15 protein-coding genes and 1 tRNA gene are annotated in these 21,566 nt (G+C 34.1%); 9 read left to right on the forward strand and 7 right to left on the reverse strand.

The genetic code is table 11. From position 1 onward, the window contains the following. Window positions 1-1,128: a serine hydrolase domain-containing protein gene (locus AW14_RS05740; RefSeq protein ID WP_154662121.1), complete on the reverse strand. Its 1,128-nt coding sequence runs from the start codon at window positions 1,126-1,128 to the stop codon at window positions 1-3. Between the two features lie 770 nt (window positions 1,129-1,898). Between AW14_RS05740 and AW14_RS05745 the strand changes: the two genes are divergently transcribed. Next, on the forward strand, window positions 1,899-2,426 hold the full coding sequence (locus AW14_RS05745; RefSeq protein WP_044637948.1) for an inorganic diphosphatase: 528 nt from the start codon (window positions 1,899-1,901) through the stop codon (window positions 2,424-2,426). A gap of 127 nt (window positions 2,427-2,553) precedes the next feature. Beyond that, window positions 2,554-4,911: a sodium-translocating pyrophosphatase gene (locus tag AW14_RS05750; RefSeq protein ID WP_044637949.1), complete on the forward strand. Its 2,358-nt coding sequence runs from the start codon at window positions 2,554-2,556 to the stop codon at window positions 4,909-4,911. 49 nt (window positions 4,912-4,960) lie between these two features. Here the strand turns inward: AW14_RS05750 and AW14_RS05755 are convergent, their stop codons facing one another. The 3 genes from AW14_RS05755 to AW14_RS05765 form a co-directional block, all read right to left on the reverse strand. Next, a complete protein-coding gene (locus tag AW14_RS05755) occupies window positions 4,961-7,486 on the reverse strand; it encodes a S9 family peptidase (RefSeq protein WP_044637950.1) in 2,526 nt (841 codons plus the stop codon). 110 nt (window positions 7,487-7,596) lie between these two features. After that, a complete protein-coding gene (locus AW14_RS05760; RefSeq protein WP_044637951.1) occupies window positions 7,597-8,211 on the reverse strand; it encodes a deoxynucleoside kinase in 615 nt (204 codons plus the stop codon). Between the two features lie 2 nt (window positions 8,212-8,213). Beyond that, window positions 8,214-9,002: a hypothetical protein gene (locus tag AW14_RS05765; protein ID WP_044637952.1), complete on the reverse strand. Its 789-nt coding sequence runs from the start codon at window positions 9,000-9,002 to the stop codon at window positions 8,214-8,216. 224 nt (window positions 9,003-9,226) lie between these two features. Between AW14_RS05765 and AW14_RS05770 the strand changes: the two genes are divergently transcribed. From AW14_RS05770 to AW14_RS05780, 3 genes are all read left to right on the forward strand, one after another. Continuing rightward, the gene (locus AW14_RS05770; protein ID WP_044637953.1) at window positions 9,227-10,039 is read left to right on the forward strand and encodes a GLPGLI family protein; all 813 of its coding nucleotides are present in this window, start codon (window positions 9,227-9,229) and stop codon (window positions 10,037-10,039) included. 27 nt (window positions 10,040-10,066) lie between these two features. Further along, complete coding sequence (locus AW14_RS05775) at window positions 10,067-12,781, forward strand: TonB-dependent receptor (RefSeq protein ID WP_044637954.1); 2,715 nt, start codon at window positions 10,067-10,069, stop codon at window positions 12,779-12,781. A 58-nt stretch (window positions 12,782-12,839) separates the two neighbouring features. Beyond that, window positions 12,840-12,921 (forward strand) — tRNA-Tyr (locus AW14_RS05780). An 87-nt stretch (window positions 12,922-13,008) separates the two neighbouring features. On the opposite strand, the gene ttcA is transcribed toward AW14_RS05780, so the two are convergent. The 3 genes from ttcA to metK form a co-directional block, all read right to left on the reverse strand. After that, entirely contained in the window at window positions 13,009-13,662 is a 654-nt protein-coding gene (ttcA, locus tag AW14_RS05785) for a tRNA 2-thiocytidine(32) synthetase TtcA (RefSeq protein WP_245617623.1), read from the reverse strand. Continuing rightward, complete coding sequence (locus tag AW14_RS15070; protein WP_245617624.1) at window positions 13,625-13,804, reverse strand: hypothetical protein; 180 nt, start codon at window positions 13,802-13,804, stop codon at window positions 13,625-13,627. The genes ttcA and AW14_RS15070 overlap by 38 nt, the downstream gene beginning before the upstream one ends. 177 nt (window positions 13,805-13,981) lie before the next feature. Next, the gene (gene metK / locus AW14_RS05790; protein ID WP_044637955.1) at window positions 13,982-15,235 is read right to left on the reverse strand and encodes a methionine adenosyltransferase; all 1,254 of its coding nucleotides are present in this window, start codon (window positions 15,233-15,235) and stop codon (window positions 13,982-13,984) included. A gap of 707 nt (window positions 15,236-15,942) precedes the next feature. On the opposite strand from metK, the gene ilvD reads away from it, so the two are divergent. The 4 genes from ilvD (at window position 15,943) to ilvC (ending at window position 21,560) form a co-directional block, all read left to right on the forward strand. Then, window positions 15,943-17,628, forward strand: coding sequence for a dihydroxy-acid dehydratase (gene ilvD, locus AW14_RS05795; protein WP_044637956.1), 1,686 nt, complete (start codon window positions 15,943-15,945; stop codon window positions 17,626-17,628). Window positions 17,629-17,677: 49 nt separating this feature from the next. Continuing rightward, entirely contained in the window at window positions 17,678-19,411 is a 1,734-nt protein-coding gene (ilvB, locus tag AW14_RS05800) for a biosynthetic-type acetolactate synthase large subunit (protein ID WP_044637957.1), read from the forward strand. A gap of 123 nt (window positions 19,412-19,534) precedes the next feature. Beyond that, window positions 19,535-20,068 carry an acetolactate synthase small subunit gene (gene ilvN / locus AW14_RS05805; protein WP_044637958.1) on the forward strand — a complete coding sequence of 178 codons (534 nt, stop codon included), beginning with the start codon at window positions 19,535-19,537 and terminating at the stop codon, window positions 20,066-20,068. 16 nt (window positions 20,069-20,084) lie between these two features. Further along, the gene (ilvC, locus tag AW14_RS05810; RefSeq protein ID WP_044637959.1) at window positions 20,085-21,560 is read left to right on the forward strand and encodes a ketol-acid reductoisomerase; all 1,476 of its coding nucleotides are present in this window, start codon (window positions 20,085-20,087) and stop codon (window positions 21,558-21,560) included. The last annotated feature ends 6 nt before the right edge of the window (window positions 21,561-21,566 follow it).

The raw sequence follows: 21,566 nt of genomic DNA on the forward strand, positions 1-21,566 counted from the left end.
TTATTTTAATTGCGATAGTATAGACGAAAATATAATAGCTTCATTCCATGCAGATACATTAGCATCATCTATAGCGAAAGCAAAGCTATAATCGTTGGGACTTGCAGCCATATAAGATTGAAATCCAAATGTTTGTCCGGCATGTCCGTAAGATAACCCCATAAGATTAACAACGCCTAAACCATATTTTATAGGTCCCGACATAACCATGTAATGATCATTCAATAGCATGTTAATGGTTTCAGGATTTTTAAATAATTTACCCGCATACCATTGTCTAATAAAGGTATTCATATCATCAAGAGAGGCAATAATTTCACCGGCAGAACCCGCAAGGGTTGCAGGTATTTCGGTTGGGGTTTCTTTAAAATGTCCTTGCGCTCTAGTAATATCGGGATTAAGAGATTTTAAATAGGTGTTTTTTAGTTGAAGTGGTTCAATAATAAATTTCTTAAAATATTCTTGGTATGTTAAACCCGATATTTTTTCAATAATCATTCCAAGAAGAATGTAATTGGTATTGCAATACGTAAATTTAGAACCCGGGATAAATTTATTAGCAGTAACGGCTTTGGCTTGTTTTAAAAGCTCTTTGGATGTAAATGTTAAACTAGGGTCGTTGTAACGTTCTATTACAACATCATCTAAATCGTCTCCAAAATAATCTGGTAACCCTGAAGAATGATTTAAAAGATTAATAACTTTAACCGAATCGATATAATTTTTACCATCTAATAGAAGCATTTGCTCCAGATTTTCATCTTTTATAATAGATGTTATCGGGTCGTTTAATGATAGTTTGTTTTGCTCTATAAGTTGAAGAATGGAAGTTGCAGTGAACATTTTCGTGCAACTGCTTATTTCATTTAAAACATTAAAATCTGTAACAACATTATTGGTTCGACCGTCGTAACCAGAAAAATACTTTGTGTCTTTATTTGCTATAATGGTAGTAAATTTACACTTGTTATTTACAGCCATTGTTTTTACTAAGGAGTCTAATTTACTAGTTATAGAGTTTGGAAATGTTTTTGCTATTTCTGCGACAGATGTTTCTGTTTTTTTAGGGGTCTCTTTACAACTAATAAATAAAAATGCGGTTAAGACTAGAGTAATTGCGTATTTCATGGTTAAATGGGTTTTAATTTTTGGTTTTGTTTTTAAAATTATCAAATTCCGATGGACTTTCTGCTTTAGAGAATGTATTATTTTTATAAGTTTTTAAGTTATTTCCTTGGCTGTCTTTTGTGTATTTTATGGTGTAAACAGCATCAAAATCGTTAACTGCAGCAAGTCATCGCATGCTTCGGCTATTAATAGAGTCTTTTAAATTATTTCGAAACAATCCAAAATCTTCATTTTATTTTTTGTTGTCGTTTTGCTCTAACCGAATCCATGCATAGCTCAAGGCATCTGGAGAACTATTTAAATAGCTAATGGTTTCCTCGTCAGACCAAACGTTGGTTTTTTCATTTAAAACAGCTTTAATTTTATAGTTTACAGGTTGTTGTTAGTAATCTAAACTAGGTGCTTAACAAGCGTTTTTGTAATTTTTAAATTATCTATAAGAACGAATTTGCCTTGCCATGGTTTATTTTGTGTATTTACACTTAAACTAACAAGCCATATGAATGTTAATAAATAACAATATGTCAATTATTATTTGAATTAGTTCTTTTAAATATATGAAAATAACTTTATTAAAATGGTCATTGCTGTTCTAAAGTTAAAATGGCTTTTTCTGTTTCATTCTACGATAATTAATTTAAAAACTGTAACAACCAGATTTTAAGATTAATCAACTCAAACGTTATAGGGTTAATTTATGTTATAAAAAAAGACGATTTGTTGCTAAATCTCTAAGGGTTCTTTACATTTGCGGCACAAAATAAAATAAAATGAGCGAAGAACAAATGGTTACTTTTGATGTCTTAATAGAAATACCAAAGGGTAGTAGAAATAAGTACGAATACGATTTTACTTTAAACAAGATTAGATTTGACAGAATGTTGTTTTCATCTATGATGTACCCTGGAGATTATGGTTTTATTCCTGAAACATTGGCGTTAGATCAAGATCCACTAGATGTTTTGGTATTAGGGCATCAACCAACATATCCTATGGTTGTTATGGAAGTGAGACCAATTGGTGTGTTTTATATGACAGATGAAAAAGGTCCTGATGAAAAAATAATTTGTGTACCAGTTTCTGATCCTATCTGGAGTAAGAAAGCAGATATTACCGATTTAAATCCGCATAGACTTAAAGAAATTGAGCACTTTTTTCAAGTTTACAAAGATTTAGAAAAGAAAAAAGTAGATACAGGTGGTTGGGGTAATGCCGCTGAAGCACTTAAAATTTATGAAGAGTGTGTAAAGCGTTATGAAGAAAGCGACCACAAGAAAAAGCGTACTTTTACTATCTAAATTATTAGATTATTAAAATAGCATAAAATAATTAAACCATCTTTAATAAAAGGTGGTTTTTTTTATCACTTATATTTTCCTATTTTTAGCGACATTAAAAAATAATTAATTTAAACCAACAACTAATATGGAATTAATAGTGAAATTTTTGCCCCTTTTTGGTGTTTTAGGATTAGCGTTTGTATTTATAAAAAGTGCCTGGGTCACAAAACAAGATCAGGGTAACGAAAGAATGATAAAAATTGCTAAAAACATTGCCGATGGTGCGATGTCTTTTCTTAAAGCTGAATATAAAATTTTATCAATTTTTGTAATTGCCGTAGCCATTTTGTTATACTTCAAAGGAAATGCCGAAGAAGGTTCAAATGGTATGGTTGCTATTTCTTTTATTGTTGGTGCTATTTGTTCTGCTTTAGCAGGATTTATTGGAATGAAAGTAGCCACAAAAGCCAATGTTAGAACAACAAGCGCTGCCAGAACGTCTTTAGGTAAAGCCTTAGAAGTCGCTTTTGCAGGGGGCGCTGTTATGGGATTAGGTGTTGTAGGTTTAGGCGTTTTAGGCTTAAGTCTTTTGTTTATGATTTATCAAAATATTTGGAGCGGACCAGAAAATTTATCGCTGGTGCTTAATGTGTTATCTGGGTTTTCTCTGGGGGCATCATCTATAGCCTTATTTGCTCGTGTGGGTGGTGGTATTTATACCAAAGCAGCCGATGTTGGAGCCGATTTGGTAGGTAAAGTTGAAGCGGGTATTCCAGAAGATCATCCCTTAAACCCAGCAACAATTGCAGATAATGTTGGAGACAACGTAGGTGATGTTGCAGGTATGGGTGCCGATTTATTCGAATCGTATGTTGGGTCTATTATTGGTACCATGGTTTTAGGAGCTTTTATAATTACTCCAGATTTTGCTGGTCTTGGCGCTGTTTATTTACCATTGGTTTTAGCAGCTATTGGTATTGTAATGTCTATAATAGGTACCTTTTTTGTAAGAGTTAAAGATGGCGGAAATCCGCAAACAGCCTTAAATATTGGAGAATTTGGTTCTGCAGGTTTAATGGTGATTGCTTCTTATTTTATTATTGGTGCTTTAATTCCTGATTCAGTTGAAGGCTTGCCTTTTGGATCTATGGGTGTTTTTTGGGCTACAATAGCTGGTTTAGTTGCTGGTTTAGCAGTTGGGAAAATAACCGAATATTATACAGGAACTGGTAAAGCGCCTGTAAACTCTATCGTTAGACAATCTGAAACTGGCGCAGCAACAAACATTATTGCTGGCTTAGGTATAGGTATGATGTCTACGGCCATTCCAATTTTGTTAATCGCAGCCGCTATTTTAGTGTCGCATTATTTTGCAGGATTATATGGTATTGCTATTGCTGCCGTAGGAATGTTAGCAAATACAGGTATTCAATTAGCAGTTGATGCTTACGGACCTATTTCAGATAATGCTGGTGGTATTGCTGAAATGGCAGAATTACCTAGTGAAGTTCGTGAGCGTACAGATAAGTTAGATGCCGTTGGAAATACAACAGCAGCTATAGGAAAGGGATTTGCAATTGCTTCGGCAGCTTTAACTGCTCTGGCTTTATTTGCAGCTTTCATGAAAACAGCTAAAGTAACCGCTATCGATGTATCGCAACCAGATATTATGGCAGGTTTGTTAGTTGGCGGTATGTTACCCTTTGTGTTTTCAGCATTATCAATGAATGCGGTTGGTAGAGCAGCTATGGCCATGATTGAAGAAGTACGTCGCCAGTTTAGAGATATTCCGCAGTTAAAAGCGGCTTTAGAAGTTATGCGTAAGTATGATTCCGATATGAGTAAAGCTTCAAAAGAAGATCGTGCTATTTTTGATGCTGCCGATGGCTATGCAGAATACGATAAATGTGTTGCTATTTCTACCAAAGCATCTATTAAAGAAATGGTATTACCTGGTTTATTAGCCATAGCTGTGCCTGTTGCTGTTGGGTTTATTGGTGGTGCCGAGATGTTAGGAGGTTTGCTAGCAGGTGTTACCACATGCGGCGTGTTAATGGCTATTTTTCAATCGAATGCAGGTGGAGCATGGGATAATGCTAAAAAAACCATTGAAGAACAAGGCAAGAAAGGAACCGATGCTCACAAGGCAGCTGTTGTTGGTGATACCGTTGGAGATCCTTTTAAAGACACCTCTGGACCATCGTTAAATATCTTATTAAAATTAATGTCTGTAGTAGCTTTAGTAATCGCCCCAAGTATCGCTTTGTCTTCTGATGCTGTTTCGGCTTATGTTTCAGGTAATACACCAGAGCAAACCGAAATTAAAAAAGAAGTAAAAGTTGAAATGAATAACAATGAAGATGGAACCTTTAAAGCAATTGTTACAACGGTAACAATTAAAAATGGCGAAAAATCTACCAATTACGAAACTTTTACAGGTAGCGAAGCCGAAGTTAAAGCACGTGTTAATGCTATAAAAGATTCTACCGAATCTAATATTTAAATAATAATTAAAGCATAAAAAAACCACGCTTTTGGCGTGGTTTTTTTATTTAGTTTTTTTGAGGAATATCCCGATTGATTTCTGTGATATCAACGTTTGTGTTTTCTACGCCCAAAAGATACTTACTAAAGTAGTCTGCTTTTAGCCAAAAGAAATATTCGTTCATAGATCCAAAGCCATGTCTTTGTCCGGGCATAAGCATAAAATCGAAACGTTTGTTCGCTTTAATTAATGCATCGGCCATTCTAATGGTGCTTCCTGGGTGAACGTTATTATCAATATCACCTGTAACTAACATTAATTTACCCTTTAGGTTTTCTGCTAACGATTGGTTTTTATCGATGGCATATTTGTAAATAACGTTGCCTTTTTCATCTTTTTCTTCATCAATACCATGATGGGTTTCACTCCACCAACTGTTGTAAATGGTGTTATCGTGATTTCCAGCCGATGAAACAGCTACTTTAAAAAAGTCTGGATAAACTAACATGGCTGCGGTCGACATAAATCCGCCACCAGAGTGCCCAAAAATGCCCACTTTGTTAATATCTATAAAAGAATATTTATCAGCTAATTGTTCGGCAACATATTTTTTATCGGCTAAACCGTAATCTCTTAAATTACCATAGCCATAAGTATGATACCATTTTGATCGTGCAGGGTGTCCTCCTCGGTTTCCTAGAGTTACCACAATAAATCCAACTTGAGCCATACGGTCTGTATAGTTCATATTAATTGAGAATGATTTTGCTACAGCTTCGGTTTGCGGACCCGGATATACATATTCTATAATTGGGTATTTTTTGTTTTCGTCGAAATCGAATGGTTTATACATAACACCATAAATGTCTGTTATACCATCATCTGCCTTCATTTTAAATGGCTCCGGAAATTTGTAGCCTGAAGCCATTAGCTGTGATAAATCGGCTTCTTCTAATTTTAAAACTAACGAACCGTTTTCGTTTCTTAATTCAGTTTTTGGTACGGTGTTAACCTTGGAATAGTTGCTAACAAAATATTTATTAGAATCGAAAAGATCGATTTCTGTATTAAAATCTCCAGGATTTAAGCATTTTAAATCCGTACCATTTAAGTTAATTTTATACAAATGTGAAAAATACGGGTCTTCGTCTTTGTTAACACCGTTGGCGGTAAAGTAAATATTTCGGGTGCTTTCATCGAAACCTTCATAAGTATCTATATGAAATTCGCCAGAGGTTACTTGTCTTTTTAAGTTTCCGTTGCTGTCGTATAAATAAAAGTGACCCCAACCATCTCTTTCAGACCAAAAAATTATTTCACTTTCATTATTAATAAGAACAATTTTTTTTCCGCTATTTTCTATGTAGGTATTAAACGATTCTTTTATGAGTGTTTTAGTCTCTCCTGTATTTAAATCGGCTACCTCAATGTCTAAATTTTTTCTATCGCGGCTAATGGTACTGTAGTAAATTTTGTTTTTTTTAGAGAGCAGTAAACGCGGTTTGTGCTCACTGTTATTCGATTTTTTATAGTCGTAACTATAAATACCTATGCTTTGTTGCACTGTAGTGTCCAGCTTAACTGTTTTTATTTCTTTAGAAGGAATATCGAATATTTCAATATACGATTTATAGAATTCTTGTTCGCCAGCCATGTGGTACTTATAGGTTTCTAAAGTAGGGCGTTCGTTTGTGGCGGTATTAATTACCCAAAGGTCTTTAATGTGCCTCGAATCGGTTTTTTCGTAAACAAACTTTTTAGAATCATGCGACCAGTGCCCACGAATGTATTTACGGTCGTTTTTGTTTTTTTCTTTTTCTACATTGTTTTCATTACCATAACTGCTGTAACCAAAATATTCTACGCCGTCTTTGGTCCATTGGTTTTCTACAATCGTACTGTCTTTGGGGTCTTTTACCGCTTTTAAAAAGTTTTCTTTATCCATCCAGTATAGATTGTGGTTTTTAGAAAATAAAACAACGGTACTATCTGGAGATACATTGGCCCATTTTTTCCAATCTTCTTTTTCTTTTTTATCGTTATTTATAACGGCAAGCCCGTTGCCGCCTAGTGTATATTCAAAATAGTATACTTTTTTCTCTTTTTTAGGTGATTTCTTTGTTTCTTTTTTAGTTGAGGTGCTATCGGTAGTGGTTTCGCTTTCTTCTTTTTCTTTTACTTCAACTTCCTCATTAGAAGTTACTCTAAAACGAATGGCGGTTTCATTTTTTACGAATTCAAAATCGAAACGAGGTAGGTGTTGCGCATCGTAAGGATCTTTGGTTATTTCGGTTAACCATTTTGCCATCTTAGCATTGTCAAACAATTTGGTTTTAGTTTTTTTGTCGGCATCTACAATGTAATAGTTAGAGCCGTTTGTGGTTTTGTATTGATACCAAAACCTATTTCCTTTTTCCAGCCAATTAGGTCTCACAGTTGTCGAGTGAACTAATTTTGCCAGATTGGTAGGAGAATATTTTGATGCTAATCTGTAATTGGGAGTTGGTGTTTTTATTTCTTCAGAAACTTGCTGAGAAAATAAAAAATTAAAACTTACTAGCACATTAAATAACAGGAAGGTAATTTTTTTCATGTAAAGCTATTAATAGGGTTAGGAACCACGAAAATAACCAATAGCCAAGTATTAAGCTGATAACAAAATGTTAAAGCCTTATTTTAAATTCTGAAAAAAGCTGATTAGTGTTAAAAAAGGCCGTTTATTTCAGCATCAATGGTGTTAATGATGCTTCCTAAATCTTCAGGATTATCTACAAAATCCAGATTGTCAACATCAATAATTAATAATTTGCCTTTATTGTAACCATGAATCCAGGCTTCGTAACGTTCGTTAAGACGGCTTAAATAGTCGATGCTTATGGTGTTTTCGTATTCGCGACCACGTTTATGGATCTGTGAAACCAGATTAGGAATAGAGCTTCTTAAATAAATTAAAACGTCTGGACCTTGAACTAAAGATTCCATTAATTCGAACAGCGCTTTGTAATTTTCGAAATCGCGGTTGGTCATTAAACCCATAGCATGCAGGTTGGGAGCGAAAATATGTGCATCTTCATAGATGGTTCTGTCCTGTATAATATCTTTACCGCTTTCTCTAATTTGTAAAACTTGCCTAAACCTACTGTTTAAGAAGTAAACTTGTAAATTAAAACTCCAGCGAGCCATTTGGTTATAAAAATCGTCTAGGTAAGGATTGTCAACCACATCTTCTAATTGTGCTTCCCATTTGTAATGTTTTGCAAGTAATTTTGTAAGCGTTGTTTTTCCGGCGCCTATATTTCCAGCAATAGCAATATGCATAATTAATCGATTTTTATTTGGTATTCCAGCAGCTTTTCGTTGTTGTAAATATACAAGGTTTCCCCGGTTACAAAAAACTGTTTTATTGTTAAATTTAACGACTTAATGGGGATAATAATTTCAGAGTCTTTGCCAAGATAATATAAATTATTCCCCTTTTGAAGATAGATATTTTCATTATTTATTTCTAGTTTTTCAAAGGCGTTGTTGGGTACTTTTTTTATTAAACTTCCAAAGTAATTATAAACTAAAATATAGTCGTTTGTTAGAAGCCAACAGGTATTGTAATTGCTTTTTATATCTAAAATAGTGCCTTCAATAGGCAGTGATTTAGATTTTGTTGTTTGGCTCTTATAATCGAAAACTTCGAGTTGTTGTGTGTTTTGGTCGAAAATCCAGATGCTGTTATCGTTACCCGTAGCAATATGACTTACGTTTTTATAAGGTGGTATGTTATTAAACTCAACTTTAAATATTTCAGACAAGCGGTTATCAAGAATAATAGCTGTATTAAACTCTTTGTAAAAAATATTTATTTTTAAAGGATTAAAAGTATTTGCCGAAGTTATATTACCCAGTTGAAAGTTTGTGTAGCCAATATCTAAACCCTTAGTTTCTTCACTTTTCTTAAAAAGTACATTATCTAAAATATAATAAATGTTGTTGAAATTACTAATGCCAACTAGGGTGTCCACTTCTAAAGTGGTCTCCTTAATTAAAGTAGCATCAATTTGGTTTTGCGAAAAAATTGATGAAGTAAATAGTAAAAAAAGTAAGTGTAAGTATTTCATTGTAGCGCGCAAAATACAAAATTCAATTAGTTTTTTTTGAAAATTATTTTCAATTAATTCAAAATGATTTTTATTTAAGTAGGGCTTTTGTCGCTTAAAAAATTAAATTTTACTCTGTTTCTTATTTTTTAAGAAAATTTAACACCAATTATTTAAACTAAATTCAGAATTTCACGTCTTAATAAAAATTGCATTCTTATTTATTAATCAAAAAACATCTATCAATGAATTTAGTAATAATTAAAAAGGGGATATTAAGCCTATTATTTTTTAGCTTTTTTATTTCGTTTTCTCAAAAAGATTTTCAAGGCGTAGCCTATTACGAATCGAAGACAACCATCGATATGAGTAATTTTGGAGGTGGTCAAATAAGTGAGGAACGTAAAAAAGAAATTGCCCAGCGTATGAAAAGTATGTTAGAGAAAACATATATTCTTAGCTTTAATCAAATTGAATCTGTTTACAAGGAAGAAGAAAAATTAGATGCTCCCGGTGGCGGTGGAAGCCCATGGAGAGTTATGATGGGTAGCTTGAGTTCTGGGCCTCAATACAAAAATATTAGGGAGCAAAAATTATTGCAAGACCAAGAGTTTTTTGGAAAGCAGTTTTTAATAAGCGACTCGTTACCAAAAATTAATTGGATTATGGGTAGTGAGACCAAACAAATAGGGAATTATATGTGTTTTAAAGCAACGGCTAAAAAAACAGTTCCCGATTCACCTGGTTTTGGAAGGCCGTCAAACGATGAAGAAGAAAAAAAAACCAAAGAAATAGACCTTGTAGCCTGGTATACTTTGCAAATACCTGTTAACCAAGGCCCCGGTGAATATTGGGGGTTACCTGGTTTAATATTAGAATTGAATGCAGATAGAACCACCATTTTATGTTCTAAAATTATTTTAAATCCTACCGAAAAAATTGAAATTAAAGCACCTTCAAAAGGAAAAGAAGTTACCAAAGCAGCATATGATGAGATTGTAATAAAGAAAACTGCCGAAATGCGTGCTGATTTTAGAAGTCGAGGCGGACGTAGATAGGCCCCATTTTCAATTAACCTTAATTATATGAAAATAAAAATTTTCTCATTGTTATTTGTCATAACAAGTTCCATAGCCTTTAGTCAAGTAAAAATAACAGGTGTCGTAAAAGATAGTATTGGTACGCCTTTAGAACTTGCAAATGTGGTCGCTATCAACCAAGCTACCAAAGCTTTAGATTCATACGGAATAACAAACGAAACAGGTCGTTATAGTCTTACTTTAAAAAAGAATACCTCTTATAAACTTCAAGTAAGTTATATAGGGATGAAAATGAATGAAACCTTTATAGAAACTAAAGAAGTTGATATTGCAAAAGATATCACATTACAAAGTGATAATGCTTTAGATGAAGTTGAACTGGTTTACGAAATGCCCGTAACCATTAAAGGTGATACCATTGTTTATAATGCAGATTCTTTTAATACAGGCACCGAAAGAAAATTAGGCGATGTGCTTAAAAATTTACCAGGTGTTGAAGTTAACGACGACGGACAGATAGAGGTTGAAGGGAAAGTCGTGTCTAAAGTAATGGTTGATGGCAAAGATTTTTTTGATGGCGATTCCAAATTAGCAACACAAAACATACCATCGAACGCTGTCGATAAAGTGCAAGTTTTGAAAAATTATGCCAATGTAGGGCAGTTAAGTGGTGTAACCAACAATCAAGATAATATAGCCATAAACATCAAGCTAAAAGAAGGGAAAAAGAATTTTTGGTTTGGTAATGTTACCGCCGGTGGTGGTAGCTCCAATAATAATGGATTATATCTTTTTCAGCCAAAATTATTTTATTACAGTCCTAATTACAGCATTAATACCATAACCGATATTAATAATTTAGGTGAAGTAGCCTTTTCGCGTCGCGACTATTTCAATTTTACAGGCGGTTTTAGAAATCCGAGTCAAAAAAGTGGAACTAATATTGATTTAGGAAGTAATAATTTAGGTTTTCTAACAGCTCAAAACAACCGAGCAAAAGACATAAAAACCAAATTTGGTGCAGCAAATTTTAGCTGGTCACCAAATAAAGCCTTGGATTTAAGTGGCTTTGGAATTTTTTCAAATTCCAGAACCCAGCTGCAAGAAAACAGAGATGTAGTTTACACAGATCCTGCTTTAGGTATTCCAGACGAAAGAACCGAAAGTTACACCTACCAGAAAAGCGATTTGGGCATGCTTAAATTATCGGCAAAATATAAGCCTAATGCGAGTAATCAATTAGATTACGATATTTTAGGGCGACTTTCAAAAGAATCTCAAGATCAAAACTTTTTTTCAACCGTAAACGGAAATATTCTAGAGTTGGAAAGTTCGAGTCCTTACAGTATTAATCAGAATTTAAACTACTACTATACTTTAAATGAGACTAATATTTTTGCATTAGAAATTCAGCATTTATTACAAGATGAAGACCCTTTTTATAATGCTGTTTTAGATGATAAAGCTAATTACGAAGGCACTGCCAATAACTTAGGGTTAGAAGGCGCCCAGATAAATTATAATTTAGCACAAGAGAAGCGTGTAAAATCCAATCAAATGGATGCTAAATTAGATTATTGGAATATATTAAATAATAAAAGTGATATCAATTTCACCATAGGAACTATTTTAAGTACTCAAAAATTTGATTCTGATATTTTTCAATTTTTAGATGATAATTCGGTGTTTAACCCAACTCCAACCATTAATAACGGGCTAGATTCTAACGAAATAAAATATAATTTTAGCGATGTGTATTTGGCAGCTCATTACCGATTAAAATCGGGTATATTTACTTTTACACCAGGGTTTTCTGCACATGCTTACAGTGCTAAAAACACGCAGTTTAATACGCAAACCACCGATAACTTTTTTAGATTATTGCCAGACTTAAACGTGTTAATGCAATTGAAAAAAAGCGAGTCCTTAACATTTAATTATAGTATGCAAACACAATTTACAGATGTGTCTAAATTTGCTAGAGGCTTGGTTTTAAACAGTTATAGTTCGTTGTTTTCTGGTAATCCGGATTTAGCAAATGCCTTGTCTCACAATGTAAACGTATCCTATTTTAGTTTTAATATGTTTAATTATACCAATGTGTTTGCCAGTTTAAACTATAATAAAAGCATCGATAATATAAGAAACACATCTATTTTTGAGCCCGGAAGTGTAGTACGTGTAAGTACACCCTTTAATTCGGGTTTTGCCGATGAGAGTGCTAGTGCGAATGCCAGATTTCAGCGTTCGTTTGGAAAATTAAGAACTTCAATTAATACAAATTTAAACTATTCGAAATTTAACCAGTTTATACAGAATGTTCAATCGGTTAGTGAAAGTTTTTCTCAAACGTACAGAACCGAGTTAAGAACTAATTTTAAAACAGCTCCCAATGTGGAGATCGCTTATCGATATACCATACAAGATAATAACCAAGGAAACAATAATACGAAGTTTTATACGAAATCGCCATCGATAGAATTTGATGCTTTAATTTTTAAAACATTAACTTTTAAAACCGATTATTCGTATAATAATTTTAGTAACGAAGAAAAAACATTGAATAGTTTCGAATTTTTAAATGCTTCGTTAGCATACCGAAAAGATAAAGATGCGAAGTTCGAATATGAAATAAAAGCGACTAACTTGTTCAATACCAAATCACAAAGTACCAGTAATACAGGAGCAGTTTCTGTAAGTGCCACCGAATATTTTATACAACCTTTGTTTGTTTCTTTTAGGTTAAGATATGAATTGTAAAATAGTGGGATTTTATTTTGCATAGTTACGAAACTATAATATATTTGCGCACGGTTTTGGGGAGATACTCAAGCGGCCAACGAGGGCAGACTGTAAATCTGCTGACTAAGTCTTCGCAGGTTCGAATCCTGCTCTCCCCACAAAAAAAAGCAAGCTATTTTAGCTTGCTTTTTTTATTTCATAAGGTTTGTAAAATACAATTCAAAAAAAGTATTAAATGGCACTTCTTAAGAAAGTTGTGTTTCATCGACGTTACTTTCCAGCGTATTAAAATTGTAAATATTATGGTCTAAAAGGTGCGAAGGATACACATTTTGTAAAGCATGCATCATAATGGTGTTTCTGTCTGGAAATTCAGTTTCCCAATCCGATATCATTTGTTTTACTTTTTTACGCTGTAAATTTTCCTGTGAACCACATAAATTACAGGGTATAATGGGGAATTGCACCAAATTAGAATACGTCTCAATATCATCTTCGCTGCAAAAAGCCAGGGGTCTAAGTACGATTAAATCGCCAGCATCGTTTTTAAATTTGGGTGGCATGGTTTCCATTTTTCCGGCAAAAAAGAAATTAAGAAAAAATGTTTCTAAAATATCGTTTCGGTGATGCCCCAGAGCTAGTTTGTTACATTTTAAGTCTCGGGCTGCTTCATAAAGCGTGCCGCGTCTTAATCGGGAACACAAACTACAGGTTGTTTTTCCTTCAGGTGTTTTTTCTATCACAATTTTATAAGTGTTTTTCTCTATAATTTTATAGGTTACACCTAAATTGTTGAGGTAATTTGGTAAAACATCTACTGGAAATCCAGGTTGTTTTTGGTCTAAATTAACGGCTATAATTTCAAAAGCAATGGGTGCTACTTTTTGAAAATGTAGCATCCATATCCAGCAAGGTATAACTGTCTTTACCACCAGAAAGACATACCATAATACGGTCGCCAGCTTCTATCATAGAAAACTGTTTAATGGCTTCTGCTGTAGCGCGCTGTAATTTTTTTGTAACCTGTTTAATAGTGTCCATGGTTGCAAAAATAATATTTAGATAGTTAGAACTAAAATAACTCGTAGTACATTTTGAGTTATTTTAAATGATAGTGGTTCAGGTTGTTTAATTTACTATGTAAACTTGTATCGAGAACTTTAGTTTTAAAATAGAGAATTAATTCTCGATACAAATTACATGAAAAGGTTTACCCAATTATAAACTAAATGCCTCTTTTACTTTGTCTACAAAGTCTAATTTTTCCCAGGTAAACAATTCTACATCTAGGGTAACGCTTTCGCCATTTGGCTGCGTAAACGTTTTTGTAACAATTTCGTTTTCGCGTCCCATATGGCCGTATGCGGCTGTTTCACTGTAAATTGGTGCGCGTAATTTTAAACGCTCTTCAATAGCAAACGGGCGCATATCGAATACTTTCGATACAATTTCGGCTATTTCGCCATCGGTCATGTTAAACGGACAAGTGCCGTAGGTGTTTATAAAAATTCCCATAGGTTCTACCACACCAATGGCATAACTTACTTGTACTAAAACTTCTGAGGCAACTCCAGCAGCAACCAGGTTTTTAGCTATATGGCGTGTTGCATAAGCAGCACTACGGTCTACTTTACTTGGGTCTTTTCCAGAAAAAGCACCACCTCCATGAGCACCTTTACCACCGTAAGTATCTACTATAATTTTACGTCCTGTAAGTCCGGTATCGCCATGAGGTCCACCAATTACAAATTTGCCGGTTGGGTTAATATGGTATTTAATATTGGTATTAAAAAGCGCTTGAATAGGTTCAGGTAATTTCGCAACCACACGCGGTATTAAAATTTCAACAATATCTTTTCTAATTTTAGCAAGCATGGTCTCGTCGTCGGCAAAATCGTCATGCTGCGTAGAAACTACGATAGCATCAATACGTTGCGGAACATTATCGTCGCTATATTCGATAGTTACCTGGCTTTTAGAGTCTGGTCTTAAATAAGTAATGTCTTTGTTTTCACGACGCAGCGCAGCCAATTCAATTAAAATTCTATGCGATAAATCTAAGGCTAAAGGCATAAAATTTTCGGTTTCGTTGGTAGCGTATCCAAACATCATACCTTGGTCGCCTGCACCTTGTTCTTCTTTGCTGCCACGATCTACACCTTGGTTTATGTCTTCAGATTGTTCATGAATGGCAGATAATACACCACACGAGTTGCCGTCGAACATATACTCGCCTTTGGTATAGCCAATTTTATTAATAGTATCTCTTGTTATTTTTTGTACATCTAAATAGGTATGCGATTTAACTTCTCCAGCAAGAATTACTTGACCGGTAGTTACTAACGTTTCGCATGCTACTTTCGATTCTTTATCGAACGCCAAAAAATTATCGATTAAAGCATCACTAATTTGATCTGCTACCTTATCTGGGTGTCCTTCAGAAACACTCTCTGAAGTAAATAAATAAGCCATATATTTTTATTTTATTGCAAGATTTGACGATAACGTCGAAGGAAGTTCGCACTGCCTTTAGCATTTTTTATTCTGTTTTAATTTATGAATTGTTTTGTTCAAAAAAATCAATCAGAAGAGGTTGCAATCAGTCAAATCTTTCCTCTATTATTTTGTGAGTGCAAAAGTAAAAAAATTAAAGTAAAACTAAATCACTTTATGTTAAAAATCATTTAAATTGCTCGGTTTGAATTTTAAAAAAACGTTTTAACTAAATTAATAATTTTCTTTTTTTATTGAAATTGAGTAGGCAATAAGTTGTGTATTACATTTAAAATTTAAATATTTGCCATTCAATCATGAAAAAATACATTTTAAATATAGTTTCTGTCATTATCGTTGTGATTATCTCACAATGCTAAGGAGGCTATATTAATTTACATATTAAAATTCCAAGCCTTCTTTAAAATGAAGGCTTTTTTTATGTTTTAATTTTTCATTTTGAACATCATAAAAAAATTGATTTAAAACACTGTAAAACAGATGTTTATATAATATATAAAGTAGGTGGATTTAACCAAAAAGGATAAAAAACAGGAATTGTAAAAACCTAAAATAATTAATTTCACATCCTCAAATTAAGCTATTGAATTATTTTAAGAGAAATCTTAAAATTTCAGAATAATAACTAAAGAAATAAGATATTTTATAAAATATTCGTAATAATAATGAAAGAACTTAATAAGCATAGTAAAAGATTAACACAAGATGAATCTCAACCAGCTTCACAAGCCATGTTATACGCAGTAGGTTTGACAGAAGAGGATATGAATAAAGCACAAGTGGGTATTGCCAGTACAGGATACGATGGAAATCCTTGTAATATGCACTTAAACAAATTGAAAGATGAGGTAAAAATTGAATGTAACATAGCTGGTTTAGTAGGTTTAGGATTTAATACTATTGGCGTAAGTGATGGTATTTCTATGGGAACATCGGGAATGAACTATTCATTAGTTTCCAGAGATATTATTGCCGATTCTATTGAGACGGTTATGAATGCTCAAAGTTATGATGCTTTAATAGCTATTGTTGGTTGTGACAAAAATATGCCAGGTGCTATAATTGCGATGTTACGTTTAAATCGTCCGTCAATTATGATGTATGGCGGAACCATTGCTTCAGGAAAATATAAAGGAAGAAAATTAAATATTGTTTCGGCTTTTGAAGCTTTAGGTCAAAAAGTAGCTGGAGAAATTAGCGAAGAAGAATACAAAGAAATTATAAAAAGTGCCATTCCAGGCGCTGGTGCTTGTGGGGGTATGTATACTGCCAACACCATGGCTTCGGCTATTGAATGTATGGGATTTGCTTTGCCTTACAACTCATCGATCCCTGCAGAAAATCCAAATAAATTAAGCGAAAGCGAAAGAACAGCTATTGCTATTAAAAATTTATTGGAATTAGATTTAAAACCTCTAGATATTATTTCAAAAAAATCCATTGAAAATGCGATTGCTCTTGTAAACGCTCTTGGAGGCTCTACTAATGCGGTGTTGCATTTCTTAGCCATTGCTCATGCAGCAGATATCGAATTTACTTTAGAAGATTTTCAACGTGTAAGTGATAGAACACCATTAATTGCCGATTTAAAACCTAGTGGAAAATATTTAATGGAAGATGTTCACGGTATTGGAGGAACACCTGCCGTAATGAAATATTTATTAGATAATGGTTATTTACATGGCGATTGTATGACGGTTACAGGAAAAACGTTGGCCGAAAACTTAAAAGATGTAGAGCCGCTTAAGTTTGAAAACGATCAAGATGTTATTTATCCAAAAGATAAAGCATTAAAATCATCAGGAAACTTACAAATTCTTTATGGAAACCTAGCAACCGAAGGTGCTGTAGCAAAAATATCTGGTAATGAAGGATTGGTTTTCGAAGGAAAAGCTGTGGTTTACGATGGCGAGCAGGCTGCAAATACAGGAATATCAAACGGCGAAGTAGCCAAAGGCGATGTTGTGGTTATTCGTTATGTAGGGCCAAAAGGTGGTCCAGGTATGCCAGAAATGTTAAAACCAACATCATTAATTATGGGTGCTGGATTAGGAAAATCGGTAGCATTAATTACCGATGGTCGTTTTTCTGGTGGTACGCATGGTTTTGTGGTAGGTCATATTACTCCCGAAGCTCAAAATGGTGGAACCATTGGTTTGCTTAAAACAGGCGATCGAATTAAAATTAGCGCAGAAGACAACTCAATAAATGTTTTAATCTCTGATGAGGAATTAGCAGAGCGTAGAGCACAATGGCAAGAACCTGCGTTAAAACATAATAAAGGTATATTGTATAAATATGCAAAATCGGTAGCATCGGCCTCAAAAGGTTGTGTTACAGATGCATTTTAAATAGAAGATTTTTCATTTCCGCTACAGCGGAAATCTCAATACGACGCGTATGAAAACAGAAACACAAAATAAAACACAGGTTGTGGCAAATAATACTATTAGAATTCCAGGAAGCGAAGCAGTTGTTAGAAGTTTAATAGCAGAAGGCGTGGACATTCTATATGGTTATCCAGGAGGCGCTATCATGCCTGTTTATGATGAGTTGTATAAGTTTCAAAACGAAATTCATCACGTTTTAACTAGACACGAGCAAGGTGCAGCGCATGCAGCACAAGGTTATGCTCGTATTTCTGGGCGAGTAGGTGTTGCCATTGCAACATCGGGTCCAGGTGCAACAAACTTAATTACAGGTATTGCAGATGCACAAATAGACTCAACACCTTTAGTGTGTATTACGGGTCAGGTAGCATCTCATTTATTAGGAAGCGATGCGTTTCAAGAAACCGATATTGTAGGTATATCTACACCCGTTACCAAATGGAGTTGCCAAATAACCAAGGCATCTGAGATTCCTGGTGTTTTAGCGAAAGCTTTTTATATTGCCAGAAGTGGAAGACCAGGTCCAGTTCTTGTGGATATCACAAAAGATGCTCAATTTGGTGAGTTAGATTTTGAATATAAAAAATGTACAGGCGTTAGAAGTTATACGTCTGTTCCAAAAACAAATCCGGAGGCTGTAAAAGCAGCGGCCGATATTATTAATTCAGCTAAAAAACCAATGATTGTTTGGGGTCAAGGTGTTATTCTTGGTAAAGCTGAAGCAGAATTGAAAGCAGTTATAGAAAAAGCAGGTATTCCATCGGCTTGGACTATTTTAGGAGCGTCTGCAATTCCAACCTCACATCCTTTAAATATTGGTATGGTTGGTATGCATGGTAATTATGCGCCTAATAAATTAACAAACGAGTGTGATGTTTTAATAGCGATTGGTATGCGTTTCGACGACCGTGTTACGGGTAATTTAAACACCTACGCTAAACAAGCTAAAGTGGTACATTTTGATATTGATCCAGCCGAGATTGATAAAAATGTAAAAACCGATGTTGCTGTTATTGGTGACTCAAAAGATAGTTTAGCGCAATTGTTACCATTACTTGAAGCAAAATCACACGATGCTTGGTTACAAGAATTCAAAGATTTATATGATATTGAATTTGAAAAAGTAATAAAAAATGATATATACCCAACCAAAGAAGGTTTAACCATGGGTGAGGTATTAAAGCAAATAAATATTGAAACCAAAGGTAGCGCAGCGATTGTGTCTGATGTGGGTCAGCATCAAATGATTGCTTGTCGTTATGCCGATTTTAACGTCTCAAAAAGTAATATTACCTCTGGTGGTTTAGGTACCATGGGGTTTGCTTTACCAGCAGCTATTGGGGCTAAAATGGCAGCGCCAGACAGACATGTTGTAGCTATTATTGGCGATGGTGGTTTTCAAATGAATATTCAGGAATTAGGCACGGTGTTTCAACAAAAAGTACCAGTAAAAATTGTGGTTTTAAATAACGAGTTTTTAGGTATGGTACGCCAGTGGCAACAGTTGTTTTTCGATAAGCGCTACGCTTCAACAGAAATGACGAATCCAGATTTTGTAACCATAGCAAAAGGCTACTATATTGAAGCAAAACGCATCAGTAAACGCGAAGAATTAGAAGGCGCTATTAAAGAAATGATAGCTTCAGAAAACTCTTATTTCTTAGAGGTGTGTGTAGAGAAAGAAGATAATGTATTTCCAATGATACCAACAGGAGCTTCTGTTTCAGATATACGTTTAAGCTAATTGAAGAATTAAGAACAAAGAAAATAGAACAGAGAATAAAGATGATTATGTTTGTGAAATAGGGTTTAATTAAGTCAACACTGTCTTTTCTCTATCATCTTTTCTCTTTTATCTTTTATAAAAATGAACGAAGAAATAAAAACATTCACGATTTCAATTTACACCGAAAATAACATTGGGTTATTAAATCGTATATCAGCTATTTTTCAACGCCGACATATCAATATTGAAAGCTTAACAACATCGCAATCTGAAATTGATGGTGTAAACCGTTTCGTAATAGTCGTTAACATTACAGAAACTCAAGCAAAGAAAATTGTTGGTCAATTTGAAAAACAAATTGAGGTTATTAGAGCATTTTATCATACAGACGAGCAAACAATTTTCACGGAGTCATGTATGTTTAAAATTAAATCGGCTTTATTATTTGAAGAGCCTCAAATTCAAAATATTATAAAAGAAAGTAATGCCAGAATTGTAACGGTAAACAAAGAGTTTTTTGTTTTAGAAAAATCTGGCAGAAGAAACGAAATTGAATCTTTACGTCGAGATTTAAACGTATTCGGTATTATGCAATTTGTGCGTGCCGGTCGTATTGCAGTAACAAAAGACGAAATGAAAGTAACAGAATTGCTTTTAGCATTCAATAACCAATAATAACTAAAAATTAAAAATGGGAAATTATTTTAACACACTATCGTTAAGAGATAAATTAACTCAATTATCGAAGTGTCGATTTATGGATTCTTCAGAATTCGAAGATGGTGTAAATGTATTAAAAGGTAAAAAAATTGTTATCGTAGGCTGTGGAGCTCAAGGTTTAAACCAAGGGTTAAACATGAGAGATTCTGGTTTAGATATTTCTTATGCTTTACGTGCAGAGGCGATTGCCGAAAAACGTAAATCGTATGTAAATGCAAGCGAGAACGGATTTAATGTTGGAACTTACGAAGAATTAATTCCAACAGCCGATTTAGTTTTAAACTTAACACCAGATAAACAACATACAAGTGTTGTAAATGCTGTAATGCCTTTAATGAAAAAAGGAGCAACATTATCGTATTCTCATGGTTTTAATATTGTTGAAGAAGGTACGCAAATCCGTGAAGATTTAACCGTTATTATGGTGGCGCCTAAATGTCCAGGTACAGAGGTAAGAGAAGAGTATAAAAGAGGTTTTGGTGTACCAACATTAATAGCGGTACACGAAGAAAACGATCCAGAAGGAAAAGGTTGGGCTCAAGCGAAAGCTTATGCAGCAGCTACTGGTGGTGATAGAGCAGGTGTATTAGCATCGTCTTTTATTGCTGAGGTAAAATCAGATTTAATGGGTGAGCAAACCATTTTATGTGGATTGTTACAAACAGGTTCTATTCTTTGTTTCGACAAAATGGTAGAAAAAGGTATCGAACCAGGATATGCTTCAAAATTAATTCAATACGGTTGGGAAACTATTACTGAAGGTCTTAAATATGGTGGTATTACTAACATGATGGACAGACTATCTAACCCAGCAAAAATTAAAGCTTTTGAATTATCTGAAGAATTAAAAGATATCATGCGTCCGTTATTCCAAAAACATATGGATGATATTATGGAAGGTCGTTTTTCTAGCGGAATGATGGAAGATTGGGCTAATAATGATGAAAAATTATTAACCTGGAGAGCAGCAACTGCCGAAACAAACTTCGAAAAAACACCAGCTGGAGATGTTGAAATTTCAGAGCAAGAATACTACGATAATGGTGTATTAATGGTGGCTATGGTAAGAGCAGGTGTAGAATTAGCTTTTGAGGCTATGACCGATTCTGGAATTATCGATGCATCGGCATACTACGAGTCGTTACATGAAACACCACTTATTGCAAATACCATTGCAAGACGTAAATTATACGAAATGAACAGCGTAATCTCTGATACAGCAGAGTACGGTTGTTATTTATTCGATCACGCTTGTAAACCTTTATTAGGAGATTTCATGAAGAAAATCGATACCGATGTTATTGGTAAAGCGTATGCTTCAAGTAACGGAAAAGGTGTAGATAATGCAAAATTAATAGCAGTAAACAAAGCATTAAGAGAGCACCCGGTTGAAAAAATCGGATCCTTCTTAAGAGCTTCCATGACCGCTATGAAACCAATCGTTTAATTACAA

This window comes from Siansivirga zeaxanthinifaciens CC-SAMT-1 (assembly GCF_000941055.1).
GTDB lineage: Bacteria > Bacteroidota > Bacteroidia > Flavobacteriales > Flavobacteriaceae > Siansivirga > Siansivirga zeaxanthinifaciens.